Origin of the sequence: Alteraquisediminimonas sediminicola (genome assembly GCF_019740335.1) — a bacterium.
Taxonomy (GTDB): domain Bacteria; phylum Pseudomonadota; class Alphaproteobacteria; order Sphingomonadales; family Sphingomonadaceae; genus Alteraquisediminimonas; species Alteraquisediminimonas sediminicola.
In genome coordinates this window covers 525,325-539,602 of sequence record NZ_JAHXZS010000001.1, presented here as the reverse complement: position 1 = coordinate 539,602, position 14,278 = coordinate 525,325, and the positions used below count along the sequence as shown (strand labels likewise).

Below are 14,278 nucleotides of genomic sequence, written 5' to 3'. Positions count from 1 at the left end.
GACACCGCATTTGCCGGGGCGGTGCGGAATGTTTATGCACCCTCTATGCAAAACGCCCTGTTGCCCGCGACCATCGCGCCTGTGCTCGAATTTCTCAACGCTGCCGGTATTGCGGTATTTGCGGCGTCCGGCGCGTTGCTCGCGGCGGAAAAGCGGCGGGATATTGTGACGTTCATCTTTTTCGCCGTCGCAACCGGGGTCGGTGGCGGCACGATCCGCGATATTCTCCTTGATGCGCCAGTGTTCTGGACGCTCGAAAACAAGACGCTGCTGATCTGCTGCATCGCCGCCATCGGGGTGTGGCTGACCCCGGTGCGGTTCTGGTCGGGCCGGGCGCTGTTATGGTGCGATGCCATCGGCCTTGCCGCCTTTGCAACCTATGGCGCCGCCAAGGGCATGGCTTATGGCATTGCGCCGCTGCCCGCGTTCAGCATGGGCGTGTTCACGGCCTGCATGGGTGGGGTGATCCGCGATATGCTTGCGGGTGAGCCGTCGATCCTGATGCGATCCGAGCTTTATGTGACGGCGGCTGCGCTGGCATCGGGGTTGATGGTGGTTTTGACCCTTAACGGCCTGCCAAGCTATGTGTCCGCGCTTGCCGCGACGGTCGCGGGTCTGTCATTGCGCGGCATGGCGTTGGTGAAAGGCTGGGAACTGCCGACCTATCGCCGGTAACGCCCCCGCTTAATAGTCCGGTTTAATGCTTCGGCTTGACGAATTTGAGCGTCATCCGGTCGGATTCGCCAATCCCAAGATATTTGGCGCGGTCCTGATCGCCAAGGCGCAGCACCGGGGGCAGGGTCCAGACGCCGTTCGGATAATCCTTGCTGTCCTTGGGGTTGGCGTTGATCTCGCTGCTGGCCTTGAGGCGGAAACCGGCCTGTTCGGCCAATGCACGGACCGTGGCGACCTTGATATAGCCGCTGGTCCGTTCCTTTTCGTCATCGGCATCTTCGTTCAGCCGGTGATCGACCACGCCGAGCACGCCGCCCGGTTTCAGCATATCGAACATTTCCTTGAATGCCGCCGCGCTGTAATCGGCACTATCGACATTCATCGCGCCCATGCGCCAATTATGGACGTTGCGGAAGGTCACGACCATATCCGCCGTGCCGGGTGCGACCGGCGTGCCGCCGAGCAGGGAAGGGAAGTTTGCGCGTTCGACCTTGCCGTAAAGTTCGGGTTTGGATGCCAGTAATTGTTCGATGCTGGCGGAGCCGCGCCCCGGCGGGCTGGCGATGATCAGCTTGCCCCGATGGGCGAGATAGGGGGCGAGAATTTCGGTGTACCAGCCGGTGCCGGGCCAGATTTCCACGACCGTCATCTGCGACCTGATCCCGAAGAAGCCAAGGGTTTGCGCCGGGTGGCGATATTGATCACGGGCGCGATTGGCATCGGAACGGTGTGTCCCGGCAATCGCGGCATTAAGCGCGGTATCGGATTGCGTGGCGGCGGCGGTCGCGGTGCCTGCACCAAGCCATGCACCAGTTACGGCAACAGTGCCAAGAACGAGCGCAATAAAACTGACTTTGGCGGCGATACGGGACATGATGTGCTCCTGTTGTGCGCAGGTGCAAGCATGCTCCGGTAGCGTATAATTCGCAAGGGCTTAGACTAGGTACTTGGCCTTTAGAGACAGGCGTCGAGATACGCCTCGTCAAAGCCGAACTGGCGCGCCTTTTCGAGCGTATAGGGACGCAGGCCCATCGAGCGATATTCGCCCACGATCTTGCCGTCGCTGCCTTCGTCCAGATATTCGAACTTGAACAATTCCTGCGTCACAATGACGGCGCCTTCCATCCCGATGACCTCGGTCACATTGGTGATGCGGCGTGAACCATCGCGCAGACGCTTGACCTGAATGACCAGATCGACCGAATCCGCAATCTGGCGGGAAATGGCTTCCTTGGGCATTTTGATGTCGCCCATCATCACCATGTTTTCCATACGCCCCAAGGCTTCGCGCGGGCTGTTGGAGTGGAGCGTGCACATGGAGCCATCATGGCCGGTGTTCATGGCGGCGAGCAGATCGAAGCACTCGCTGCCACGGATTTCGCCGAGGATGATGCGATCCGGGCGCATACGCAGGGCGTTTTTCACAAGATCGCGAATGGTGATTTCGCCTTGGCCTTCAAGATTGGCCGGGCGGGTTTCGAGCGGGAGCCAATGCGGCTGTTGCAATCGAAGTTCCGCGGCGTCTTCGATTGTCAGCACGCGTTCGCCGGGGTCGATCATCTTGGACAATGCGTTCAGCATGGTCGTCTTACCGGAACCCGTACCGCCAGAAATGATGATGTTGAAGCGGCAGGCCCCGGCGATTTTCAGCGCGGTCGCCATTTTTTCGGACATGGAGCCGCCCTTGGCCATCATGTCGAGGGTGATCGGCTTGGCCGAGAATTTACGAATCGAGATGGCGGTGCCGCGCAGGCTGAGCGGCGGCACGATCACGTTGACGCGAGAACCATCAGGGAGACGCGCATCCGCGAGCGGGCTGGTCTGGTCAACGCGGCGACCCACGCGGTTCACGATGCGCTGCGCGATCTGGAACAGATGCTCTTCATCGCGGAACTGGATCGGGGCAAGTTCAAGCCGACCTTTACGTTCAATATAGGTCTGGTCCGGGCCGTTGACCATGATATCGCTGATTGCCGGGTCGCTAAGCAATTCTTCGAGCGGGCCAAAACCGAGCAATTCGTCGACCAGCACCTTTTCCAGCGCGAATTGTTCGCGGCGGTTGAGGTTGATCTTCAATTCGGCCAGCACTTCCGAGATGATCGGGCGGAATTCCTCGGCCAGCTCGTCCTTGGTCAGCGTGGCTGCGGCTTCCGGGTCGACACGTTCCAGCAAGCGCGGGAGGACCTGTTCCTTGATCTTGTGGACCGAGGCTTCGAAACCTTCTGCCTTTACCAGCCCGGGATCGCCGGAGGTCGCCTCGCGTTCGGCAAGCCGAGCCATGGCATCGAGCTGGACCGGGATGATATCCGGGGACAGCGATGGCGGCATGTCCAATGGGGAGGGGGATGATTCCTGATCGTCATCGCCCAATGTCAGGTTTGAACTGCGCATGGGGCGCGCGACACCGAAGGACGGACGCACTGCGCCTGTTCCGGTTAGTCCACCACGCCTGCCGAATGCTGTCATAATTGCTCCATCGAAACCGACTTTCGCCGAAACCTGCCTTATCCTTAAAAGAAAAAGGTGAAGGAATTGGAAACTTTCCGGTGGGATGGGGGTCTAGGGCTTTCAAGCCTTTGCAGTTGAATTGATGCAAAGAAGCGCAAATCTGTGCAATCGGCGCGTCTTAATCGTCGCGATCAGGTTGTTGAGGCTCCAATTTTCGGAAGCGCAGGATCTCGCATCCGCCACCTGAGCGCGCATGGATCGAGTCACGACGCGCGCAGATGCGTCCATCGGGATTGGGCTTGAGATAAAATCCCGAATAAAAATCCAGCGCAGGACATTCGCGTTCGAACCGCGCGCGGACCCGTTGGCGGCCCTTGAGGAAGAAATCCACGGCCCCGCCTCTGGTGACGGCTGCGCCTGCAATCTGTGACGATTGGATGCATTTCGGCCCTTTGCGCTCCTTGTATTCAATCGGGGCGGCGATGGGGGGCGGGCGCACCGGCACCCGGATGATGACCCGTTCCTGCACCAATACCTGCGCCACACGCAGATGATCCACATCCGAATCGACCCGGTTCGATTCAACCATGACCGGTACGGCCCGCAAGGGCGCCGTCGCGGCGATGGAGGTCAGAAACAGGGTCAACAACATGGGCATGTCAGGCAGTTTCCTTGGGCATGATGCGATCCTAAGCAACTGCTGATTGAACCAAGGATGAATTGTCCATCACGACTGTTGCCGATATACCCCCATAATGATGAACAAAAGCGATGCAATTCCACCATTGGAAGAACTTGCGGCCATTTTGGGGACACGCGGATTTTCTCGCGATCCCGATGACATGGCGCCGTGGTTGACCGATTGGCGGCAGCGATATCAGGGGCGGGCGCTGGCGATGGTGTCGCCTGCAACTCTTGCCGAAGTGGTGGCGGTCGTTCGTTTCGCGGCGGCGCATCGCCTGCCGATCGTGCCGCAGGGCGGCAATACGTCGATGGTGGCCGGGGCCGTGCCGGACGACAGCGGGCGCGCCTTGTTGCTGTCCATGCGGCGGATGAACAAGATTCGCAGCATTCGTCAGGCGGATAATGCGATGGTCGTCGAGGCGGGGGTGATTCTTACCCATGTCCATGAGGCGGCTTTGGAGGTCGGCTTGCGTTTCCCTTTGTCGCTGGGGGCGAAAGGCTCGGCAACGATCGGCGGACTGGTGTCGACCAATGCGGGCGGGACGCAGGTGCTGCGGTTCGGGCCAATGCGCGCGTTGGTGCTGGGGATTGAGGCGGTATTGCCGGATGGCAGCGTCATCGAGAGCCTCGCGTCGTTACGTAAGGATAATCGCGGTTATGACCTGCGACAATTATTGTGCGGGGCGGAGGGGACGCTTGGCGTGGTCACGGCGGTGACGCTGCGGCTGGTGCCAGTGTTGCGCCAGCGGGTGGTCGCTTGGGTCGGGCTGGATAGTCCGCAGGCGGCGCTCGATTTGTTGCGGCGGTTGGAGCAGCGACTGGGTGATTCGGTGGAGGGGTTCGAACTTGTCCCGGACATCGCACTCGAACTGGTGTTGCGCCATATTCCCGGCACGCGTGCGCCGCTGGCGACCGATTGCCCCTGGTATGTGCTGGTCGAATGCGGCGCTGTTACGGCGGGCGATGAACTGCAAATGGCATTTGGCGCGGTGCTTGAAGACGAGATCAATGCAGGCCGGGTGACGGACGCGATGATCGCCGCCAATGGCGCGCAGGCCGAGGCCTTATGGCATTTGCGCGACAGTATTTCCGAGGCCGAGCGCCATGACGGCACGGCGGCCAAGCATGATGTGTCGGTCGCGGTGTCCGATATGCCGCGTTTCGTGATGGAAGCCGCCGCCGCAGTGGAGCAACGCTTTCCCGGCGTACGGGTGATCGCCTTTGGCCATCTTGGCGATGGCAATGTCCATTTCAATGTGCGGGCGGCCTTGGGGGCCGATTCCCAGGCATGGCTGGTGCGCGAAGGCCATGATGTGACCGCGTTTGTCGATGATCTCGTCGTCAAGGCGGGCGGATCATTATCGGCTGAACATGGCATCGGTCAGATCAAACTTGCGGAATTCGCACGTATTTCCGAGCCTGCACGGCTGAACATGTTGCGGGCGATCAAGCAGGCGCTCGATCCGCATGGGATCATGAACCCCGGAAAATTGCTGCCTCTTGCGCCAGAGGACAGCATTCCATAGACGTAGGCGCGAACTGATGTCCCTATAAGGGTCCATCAGCCAATGAGATATTCAGGAGACATGACTTATGGCGACTGCCGACCAGGCAAATGCCCTTCCGCTGTTGTACAATGATCTGGTGCCGCTTTCGAGCCAGGAACACGCAGATTATCGTGTCCGGCGGATCGACAGCGCGCCTTTCCTCAAGGATGTGCATGCGGTGCCGCTGACGGTCGAGGAATTCATCCTTGCCCAGCGTTTTTATCCGATCATCTTTTCGGTGGGCGAAAATCCGGTGCCTTTGGCGCTGATGGGCCTGAATCAGGGCGTGAACGTGTTCGTGGAAGACAAGGGCGAATTGCTCAACGAAGTCTATGTCCCGGCCTATATCCGTCGTTTTCCGTTCATGCTCGCCCGTCTCGATCAGGGTTCGGAAGAGTTGTCGCTCTGCTTCGATCCTTCAAGCGAAGCCGTTGGCGCATTTGACGAAGGCGAGGCGTTGTTCGTCGATGGCCAGCCTTCGGACGTGACGAAGAACCTCCTCGCGTTCAACGAACAGTTTGAAATCGCAGGCCAGAAGACCGGGCAGTTCCTGAAGGAATTGGCCGAGATGAAGCTGTTGATGGACGGCGAAGTGACGATCCAGCCGGAAGGCGCGGATAAGCCGTTCGTGTATCGCGGTTTCCAGATGATTGACGAGAACAAGCTGCGCGAACTGCGTGGCGATCAACTGCGCAAGATGATGCAGAGCGGCATGCTGCCGGTCATCCATGCCCATTTGTTCTCGCTGTCGCTGGTGCGCGATATTTTCGCGCTGCAAGTGAGCCAAGGCAAGATGGCGGTGGCCGAGGCCGCCTGATTCGCGCCTGATCAAAGCCTTGGGGAAGGGGTTTCGCGATGGAGATTGTAGGAATGAACGACCAACAGACCTATTCGAACACCGCCGTGCGGCTGCATTGGCTGATCGGATTGCTGATTATCGGCAATCTGATCGGCGGTCTTGCCCATGATGCCTTTCCCAAGGACATGATCCCGACCGTGATGGGCCTGCACAAGGCGACCGGCATTCTGATTCTCGTTTTGTCCCTGTTCCGCCTTTATTGGCGGTTGACCCATCGCCCGCCTTCTTCGGCGGCGGGGTTGAAGGGCTGGGAAATCGGGCTGTCGCATCTGACCCATTGGGGCTTTTATCTGCTGATGATCCTGATCCCGGTATCGGGCTGGTGGATGAGCAGCGTCGGCGCATTTACGCCGGAAGGCCCCAAGCGCTGGCCGATCAGCTTTTTCGGCATGTTCGACGTGCCGTTCCTGCCTGTGGCACGGACCGAAGCCGCAGGCGATTTCTGGCATGAAGCGCATGAAATCACTGCATTTGTGATGATTGGCCTGTTGGTGCTGCACATTGCAGGCGCGATCAAGCATCAATTCGATGGCCATCCGGTGCTGTATCGGATGCTGCCATTCATGAACCGTTGAGTTAAGCGCGCTTCCCTATCCGCCTTATCGTCATTCCCGCGCAGGCGGGAATCCAGACAGGACGGACCGGTAAGGGGTGAGTAACTTTCGATCCGATGATGCTGTATGGACTCCCGCCTGCGCGGGAATGACGAAGGGATAGGGAGAAGGGGCGCGAGGTTTATCCCCGCGCCCGTCCTCGCTCATTATTTGGCGCTGGCCAGCGTGTTCCAATGTAAGCGAATATCATCATTGCTCGGCATGGCTGTCACGGCCTTGCGCAGCAGTTCAATGGCTTCATTGGTCTTGCCCTCGGATTTGAACAGCGCCCAACCAAGCGTGTCGAGGATGATGGGATCATCCGGCGCAAGGGCCAGCGCCTTGCGCGCCAGTGCCACCGCACCTGCCGCATCGCCCAATTGCAACCGGGTATTGGCGGCATTGTTCAGTACGATGGCGTTGTTGCCTTTGCCGCTATTGATCAGCCCTTGATAAATCGCGTCTGCCTTTTTCCAATCGCCCGCCTCGATCGCCGTGTTGGCGGCGACCATTTCCGGGCCGATCGGGTCGGGCTGGCTGGCCTTGGCGGCGCGTTGTTTATATTGCTCATGGGAGGCATCGCCGAGATCGCCCGTCAGCTTCGCGGCAAAGACGAGGATGAGCGGGGTCGCATTTTGCGCCTTGGCCAAAGGTTCCAGCGTTTTCCATGCGGACTTATTGTCCCCGACCTTGGCCTGTGCATAGGCCAGGGCAAAGCGCGCCCGACCGTCTTCGCCGCCATTGGCGAAGAACTTACGCAATTTGGTGATGGCCTCTTCAAACCGGCCCTTTTGGGCGTCGATCGTACCGCTCAACATCGTCAACGCCGGAAAGGCTTCGGCATTGCCGCCCAATGACTGCATGATCTTCACCGCATCGTCGATTTTCCCGGCGTCATAGGCCATTTGCGCCGCGAAATAGCCGCCGACCGGGTTGCCCGGCGCAATCGCGCGCAGCTTGTCCAGCCATTCCTTCGCCGCTTTTTTATCGCCCTTGTCATTGGCAATCGCCGCGAGTGCCAGCATCGCGGTGATGTCCGAGGGCCGCAATTCCACCGCATGTTTGAAATACGCCCCTGCCGCGTGGCTATCCTTGAGCGCCAACGCCAATTGGCCCGCAAACAGGATCGCATCGACATTATCCGGTGCGGCCTTGGTCATCGCGGCGGAGATTTGCTTGGCCCGGTCGATCTCGCCATAGGCCACGGCGCGGGTGGCATCCAGCACCATCAAATCGACCGAATTGGGAAAGCGTTTCAGCCCCTCATCCAGCGCCGCGAGCGCCTTGTCCTGCTGGCCTGCAAGCGAATGCGCCTTCACCGCAATCGCAAAGCCCTTGCCATCGGACGGGCCGCCCGGTCCCAAGGTTTCAAGCGCGAGGCGCGACTTGCCGTTGATTAGATACGCCTGTGCAAGCAGCGGGCGCGCCTTCATGCCCAAGGTTTGATCATCGACCAGCATCTTCAAATCGGTGATGGCGCGTTCGGCATCGCCCAGTTCCAACGCCACTTCACCCGACATTAGCCGGGCCTGTTTGTTGTCGGGATTGGCATCCAGCGCCTTTAACAACAGGATGCGAGCGGTGGCATGGTCATGTTTAGCCACCGCCGCCTGCGCCTCCTTGAACGGATCGGCGGCTTCGGAAGAACAGCCACCCAGCGCAAAAGCGAGGGCAGCGGCGATGCCGACTGTGAGCGGCGCGGAATATGTCTTTTTCATACGGACCTCGTGACAGATGTCCGTGAAAATATCATTAAGAGAAAACAAGGTAAATCATGATGTTAGTCTGATATTTGTGTCGGATTTCTTTACATCTGGGATGATTTGAATTGGGTAATTTATATCCAACATTCTGTTTTTGCTTGATAAAATTAAATTGGCACGTTGTATGCTTTAATTGGATCGTAAGCGGTTGTTAATGAACTGTTTTGGTGTAATTTTTTGAGTGAGGGAGCGTAAGATGAAAATGCAGAAGATGATTTTTGCAATGGGTGCGGCGTTGGCGGCAGTGATTGGCGCAAGCCCGGCTTCGGCGACGATTTATACCTATACGGCCAGTGGTGGGCGCACTCTGGTAATTAACACGGAGGCTAAAACGGGGTCGGCGCAGTGGGGTGCCTCCAGTGCCAATTCCTTTACCTTTACAGGTAATGATCTTGCCCTATTTGCCGGGGGGGCGAATCCGCAATTTTCAGGATTGATACGTTTGACCGGCCAAACCCAATTCGAAGGTAATGTAAGCAATATAGCTGCGCGTTTTGTATTTTCTCAATCATCAGGTTTCGGACCTAACTTAATCGTATTTAAAAAGAACCCTCTTTCACCAACTGAAAGCGATCTAACTGAATGGGCAGGCCCTTTTAATCTCACCACTGTCGTTCCCGAACCTGAGATGCTGGGCCTGTTTGGTGCGGGCGCGGTGATGGTGATGATGGGGCGGCGGCGTCGTCCTTTGGGCAAGGTGCAGGGCAACGCTCGCCTTGCCATGGCCTGATCGATCAGCAGGGTCTGGCGGGGTGTGATCGCCGCGCCAGACCTGCTTTCATCATCGCACATCAAAGCCGGTGGCCAAGGTCGCCGGCTTTTTTGTGCCTCTGGGGGTTCATTTCCGCGCCTCCCTCGTCATTCCGGCGCAGGCGGAAATCCGTAAAACGCCATACGATCGAATGGCGCACCCGCCACGTCAGTCCACTTTGTCTGGATTCCCGCCTGCGCGGGAATGAAGAGGGAAGGGGAGGGTGTGGAAGGGTTGTGGGGATTATTGTGTATGGAAGTGTCGGAAAATATTACACTTTTATACCAGTAAGATTAATGTATACTATATAAGTATCTGTTTTTTTGCTATAAATTCATCTTGGCACGGATCGTGCTAATTTTTTGGTTGTTGGCACTGTCCAGTAACGCGGCAATGAGCCGATTGTTGATGTCAGTTGCGTAAGATTGGAGATTGCTATGAACATGAAGAAGGTGATTTTTGCCATGGGCGCAGCCTTGGCGGCAGTGATTGGTGTAAGCCCGGCCTCTGCGACGATTTATACCTATACCCGCACGGATGGTATCAAGCTTGTAATCGATACTGTTGCGCGAACTGGTACATTTTCCGGATCAGCCCCTGGGCTAAATCCAGATATTAGGGATGTTAACCTTTTTTTTGCGGCGTCTGGTTTGAACAATTTTAACGGCAGCTTAACCACTACTTTTACGACGCAGCTGGGTCACTTTGAGGGCTCTCTGACGAATCAATCTGGTCAGGTTTTTACGCCTAATACAGTAGCCGGAGCGATCTTTCTGACAATAAATCCCACTGGCGGCGTAATAAATATTATCAAGAATAACGGTTCATGGACAAATAATTCGGGTGCTTATACATCAATGTTATTGGGTGCGCTGACGTCTGTCGTAGAGCCAACCGCCGTCCCCGAACCCGCCATGCTGGGCTTGTTCGGTGCGGGTGCGGTGATGGTGATGATGGGGCGGCGGCGTCGGCCTTTGGGTAAGCATTTTGCGGGCAAGGCGCAGGGCTCCCCCCGCCTCGCGATGGCCTGATCGATCAACAGTGTCTGGCGGGGTGTGATCGCCGCGCCAGACCTGCTTGCATCATCGCACATCAAAGCCGGTGGCCAAGGTCGCCGGCTTTTTTGTGCCTGCGGCATGTCGTCTCCGCAGCTCCCAGATCGTCATTCCCGCGCTGGCGGGAATCCAGAAACACCATCGGATCGAAGGGCGCGCACCCTGCGCCGGTTCGCCCTGTCTGGATTCCCGCCTGCGCGGGAATGACGAGGGACTGGGATAGGGGGCGGGGATGGCAGCATGGGAAAGTGTCGGAAAATATTACACTTTTATATGTATATGGATGGTGAATATTTTATAAATACACGTTTTTCGGTGATAAATGCTTCTTGGCACGGACTGTGCTTATCAATCGCTGTTGGCGCTGCACGGTAACGCGGCAAGGTGCCCTGCGTTGATGTCAGTTGCGTAAGATTGGAGTTTGCGATGAACGTGAAGAAAATGATTTTTGCGATGGGCGCGGCCCTGACGGTGGCCGTTGGCGCAAGCCCAGCCTCAGCGACACTATATACCTATACTACCACCGTAGGCGTGTTCAAAGTTGACACCGTATCGAAGGTGGGATCTTACATTGGTAATCCCGGTGTTAGCCAGACCAACATCAATTTTTCAAGTAATGCCTTTGCGAATTTTACGGGTGGTTTAACGCCTAGTTTCGTTGCTGTGCTTGGTTCGCTTAGCGGCAGGGTTTCCATTATCAGTGGCGGCCCTAGTTTTTCGGGTGACATATTTACGTTGACCAGCGCCAGCCAGACTGCCGTGACTAACGGTCAAACAACTATAGACTTTGATGGTATCGGCAGAGTGCATTTTCGTGGGGGGACTTGGGCCAATTCGACCGGTTTGACCGTGGGGGATTGGTTCGCAACCCTCACCAGCGTCACTTCCGAGCCAAGCCCTGTCCCCGAACCAGCGATGCTGGGCCTGTTCGGTGCGGGCGCGGTAATGGTGATGATGGGGCGTCGTCGTCGGCCTTTGGGTAAGCATTTAGCGGGCAAGGCGCAGGGCGGCACCCGTCTCGCGATGGCCTGATCGATCAACAGGGTCTGGCGGGGTGTGATCGCCGCGCCAGACTTGCTTGCATCATCGCACATTGAAGCCGGTGGCCAGGGTCGCCGGCTTTTTTGTGCCTGCGGCGTGCCGTTGCCGCACCTCCCCGATCGTCATTCCTGCGCAGGCGGGAATCCAGAAACACCATCGGATCGAAGGGCGCGCACCCTGCGCCGGTTCGCCCTGTCTGGATTCCCACCTGCGCGGGAATGACGAGGGACTGGGATAGGGGGCGGGGATGGCAGCATGGGAAAGTGTCGGAATATATTACACTTTTATATGTATATGGATGGTGAATATTTTATAAATATACGTTTTTCGGTGATAAATGCATCTTGGCACGGACCGTGCTTGTGATGGGGCCGTGGCGCTGCATAGTGCCGATGTGCGTTGCGTAAGATTGGAATTTGCTATGAAAATGAAGAAAATGATTTTTGGGATGGGCGCGGCTTTGGCGGCGGTGGTCGGCGCAAGCCCGGCCTCGGCGGCGGTTTATAAATATACTGTGCACCGTACCGATTTTCCCGCCAATATTGTTGATACGATTACTTTGGACACTGCGACAGGTGCGGGTAACTGGAGTAGCAACGATCCATTTTCTTTGAATGTCGTATTCACTTTCCCGGTGGATTCAACAGTATATAGTGGCACGTCACCACAATTCACTCTCCACAATCTCACTAATGTTTCCGGCATTCGTACGCTTAATGGCGTAATTTATAATTTGAATTTAAACCTGCAACCGCCTGAGCTTACCTTTGTTGCGGGCGTTGTTGTACTTTCTGCAAGCTGGGGTCCAAATGGTGAAGGTGGGAATTTGCTGGCGAACATCACTGGTTTCGAAGACATAACGCCAATTACGCCAGTATCCGTCCCCGAACCCGCGTTGCTGGGCTTGTTCGGTGCGGGCGCAGTGATGGTGATGATGGGGCGGCGGCGTCGGCCTTTGAGCAAGAGTTCTGCTGGCAAGGTGCAGGGCAACGCCCGCCTCGCGATGGCCTGATCGCCGCGCCAGACCTGCTTTCATTTTCGCACAAAAAAGCCGGTGGCCGTGGTCGCCGGCTTTTTTGTGTCTGTGCCATATCGGGCGGGACCTGTACCGAAACTCTATATTAACACATTGTTTTATAATGGAGGTATATGGTTTCACCGATGAATCACGTCGTCTCTCTGGGGTAGGATGTGGTGCGTGGTGGCGATTGCAAACAGTTGGTGGCGTAAGAGGGAGCGTACGATGAAGATAAAGAACACGCTTTTTGTCATGGGGGCGGCTTTGGTGGCGGTGATGGGGGCAAGCCCGGCCTCGGCGCGCATTTTTCAATATACGTCGAATAGCACTGGCGATACGCTGACGATCAATACGCTCACGGGAACGGGTACGTTTAATAATGGTCTTTTGAACATGCGGTTCACAAGTAATGATTTTGCTACATTTGCGGGGGGCGCGAACCCTGTTGGTACATTCATCTTTACGTCTCTTAGCGGGGGAGGCGTATATGGGAATATAGTCAATACGAATCTAGCCGATGTCGGTTTGGGGCGGCCACGCATCAATTTTGAAGGAGCCAACCCGCCCTATATTATCGTGAGAGGGATTCAATTCGGTAACCATATTGCTGATTGGAATTGGGGGCCTGTTTTTAGCAGTGCGTACAAGGTTCAGACTCAAGGTGGGCGATGAGGGGAGCGATGGGGCGTCGACGTGATGGGCGTTGGCTTGCGTGTCGCTACATAGTCTGATCGATCGATAATAGTTCGCGGGGCGTGCTTGCCACACCTCTGGCATTTGCATTTTCAGATAAAAAGCCGGTGACCATTGTCGCTGGCTTTTTTGCGTGAGCCAGATCGCGTGCGGATCATATATCGGGAAATATTACACTTTTATACAAGTATGAATAAAATATACTTTATAAGTATACGTTTTATGGAAATAAATTCATTCCCGAATGGACGAGGATACAGGCTGGTTGGACCAACACGGGGTAAGCGCGCTTCGAACCGATGGTGCTTCTGGATTCCCGCGCAGGCGAGAATGACGAAGGATGAGGGGGGATGTATCCGAAAAATGAATATATAAGTAATTGATTTTTCGATAAAATTATGTCGAAGATTTTTACAATCTGACGACAAGCTTGCCTGTGTTTGACAACGAAAACAACGCGTTTGCGCGCCTGAAGGCGAATTGGCACGGTCCCTGCACAGTTGTCACCATCACCATCGGATGTGGTGGCTGAAAATTGTGTTTCCAGCTTTTTGGGGGATATGTGATGAATATCAAGACACAGCTTGTCACGATCGGCGCGGCGCTGGCGGCGACTGTCGCGATGGCCAGCCCGGCCTCGGCGACAATTTATCAATATACGCTGGCCAATAATGACGTGGTGCGGATTGATAACGTTACCGGCACCGCAACGTTCAAGGGGACCAATATCAATGTGCAGATGGCAAGTGCTGAGTTTAAGAGCTTTATGGGTGGGGAAGCGGCGGTCGTTAATTTTGGGGCGACCTTGACATCATTGACTGGGACACGATTTTTTACTGGTATTGGGCAGCTAATACCAATTACGCTTGTTGGCCAGAATCCTTTGCGGACATTTACATTACAGGGCGGCGTAGCCTTTCTTAACACGCATTGGGGTACGGGTAATATTGATGATGGTTTTCTGACTGATAATTACGCAAATTCTATCGTAGCCTATGCGGTAGACCCAACCGCCGTACCCGAACCGGCGATGCTGGGCCTGTTCGGTGCGGGCGCGGTGATGGTCATGATGGGACGGCGGCGTCGCCTCTCTGGCAAGGCTGTAGCTGGCACGGGTAAGCTCGTGCTCGCCTGCTGACACCATCTTGAAT

14 protein-coding genes are annotated in these 14,278 nt (G+C 56.4%); 10 read left to right on the top strand and 4 right to left on the bottom strand.

The annotated features are described in order from the left end of the window. The first annotated feature begins 45 nt into the window (after positions 1-45). On the top strand, positions 46-675 hold the full coding sequence (locus K6117_RS02665; protein ID WP_221792198.1) for a trimeric intracellular cation channel family protein: 630 nt from the start codon (positions 46-48) through the stop codon (positions 673-675). Positions 676-697: 22 nt separating this feature from the next. Here K6117_RS02665 and K6117_RS02660 read toward each other — a convergent pair whose 3' ends face one another. The 3 genes from K6117_RS02660 to K6117_RS02650 form a co-directional block, all read right to left on the bottom strand. Then, positions 698-1,549 (bottom strand): class I SAM-dependent methyltransferase, encoded by an 852-nt coding sequence (locus tag K6117_RS02660; RefSeq protein ID WP_221792197.1) that lies wholly within the window; start codon positions 1,547-1,549, stop codon positions 698-700. An 80-nt stretch (positions 1,550-1,629) separates the two neighbouring features. Next, complete coding sequence (locus K6117_RS02655) at positions 1,630-3,141, bottom strand: TadA family conjugal transfer-associated ATPase (RefSeq protein WP_221792196.1); 1,512 nt, start codon at positions 3,139-3,141, stop codon at positions 1,630-1,632. Between the two features lie 160 nt (positions 3,142-3,301). Then, complete coding sequence (locus K6117_RS02650; protein WP_221792195.1) at positions 3,302-3,781, bottom strand: hypothetical protein; 480 nt, start codon at positions 3,779-3,781, stop codon at positions 3,302-3,304. 100 nt (positions 3,782-3,881) lie between these two features. Here K6117_RS02650 and K6117_RS02645 point away from each other — a divergent pair, with 100 nt between their 5' ends. From K6117_RS02645 to K6117_RS02635, 3 genes are all read left to right on the top strand, one after another. Then, positions 3,882-5,333, top strand: a complete 1,452-nt coding sequence (locus K6117_RS02645) for an FAD-binding oxidoreductase (RefSeq protein WP_425514684.1) — start codon at positions 3,882-3,884, stop codon at positions 5,331-5,333. Between the two features lie 67 nt (positions 5,334-5,400). Continuing rightward, on the top strand, positions 5,401-6,171 hold the full coding sequence (locus K6117_RS02640; protein WP_221792193.1) for a SapC family protein: 771 nt from the start codon (positions 5,401-5,403) through the stop codon (positions 6,169-6,171). Positions 6,172-6,224: 53 nt separating this feature from the next. Further along, a complete protein-coding gene (locus tag K6117_RS02635) occupies positions 6,225-6,788 on the top strand; it encodes a cytochrome b (protein ID WP_221792192.1) in 564 nt (187 codons plus the stop codon). Positions 6,789-6,973: 185 nt separating this feature from the next. On the opposite strand, the gene K6117_RS02630 is transcribed toward K6117_RS02635, so the two are convergent. Further along, positions 6,974-8,524, bottom strand: a complete 1,551-nt coding sequence (locus tag K6117_RS02630; protein ID WP_221792191.1) for a tetratricopeptide repeat protein — start codon at positions 8,522-8,524, stop codon at positions 6,974-6,976. A 241-nt stretch (positions 8,525-8,765) separates the two neighbouring features. On the opposite strand from K6117_RS02630, the gene K6117_RS02625 reads away from it, so the two are divergent. The 6 genes from K6117_RS02625 to K6117_RS02600 all read left to right on the top strand — a co-directional run bounded on the left by K6117_RS02625 (position 8,766) and on the right by K6117_RS02600 (position 14,265). Next, positions 8,766-9,299, top strand: coding sequence for a PEP-CTERM sorting domain-containing protein (locus K6117_RS02625; RefSeq protein WP_221792190.1), 534 nt, complete (start codon positions 8,766-8,768; stop codon positions 9,297-9,299). Positions 9,300-9,763: 464 nt separating this feature from the next. After that, positions 9,764-10,351, top strand: a complete 588-nt coding sequence (locus K6117_RS02620) for a PEP-CTERM sorting domain-containing protein (protein ID WP_221792189.1) — start codon at positions 9,764-9,766, stop codon at positions 10,349-10,351. 450 nt (positions 10,352-10,801) lie between these two features. After that, positions 10,802-11,407 carry a PEP-CTERM sorting domain-containing protein gene (locus tag K6117_RS02615; protein ID WP_221792188.1) on the top strand — a complete coding sequence of 202 codons (606 nt, stop codon included), beginning with the start codon at positions 10,802-10,804 and terminating at the stop codon, positions 11,405-11,407. Positions 11,408-11,843: 436 nt separating this feature from the next. Continuing rightward, on the top strand, positions 11,844-12,428 hold the full coding sequence (locus tag K6117_RS02610; protein WP_221792187.1) for a PEP-CTERM sorting domain-containing protein: 585 nt from the start codon (positions 11,844-11,846) through the stop codon (positions 12,426-12,428). 231 nt (positions 12,429-12,659) lie between these two features. Continuing rightward, complete coding sequence (locus K6117_RS02605; RefSeq protein WP_221792186.1) at positions 12,660-13,106, top strand: hypothetical protein; 447 nt, start codon at positions 12,660-12,662, stop codon at positions 13,104-13,106. A gap of 586 nt (positions 13,107-13,692) precedes the next feature. Further along, positions 13,693-14,265, top strand: coding sequence for a PEP-CTERM sorting domain-containing protein (locus K6117_RS02600; protein WP_221792185.1), 573 nt, complete (start codon positions 13,693-13,695; stop codon positions 14,263-14,265). Positions 14,266-14,278 lie beyond the last annotated feature (13 nt).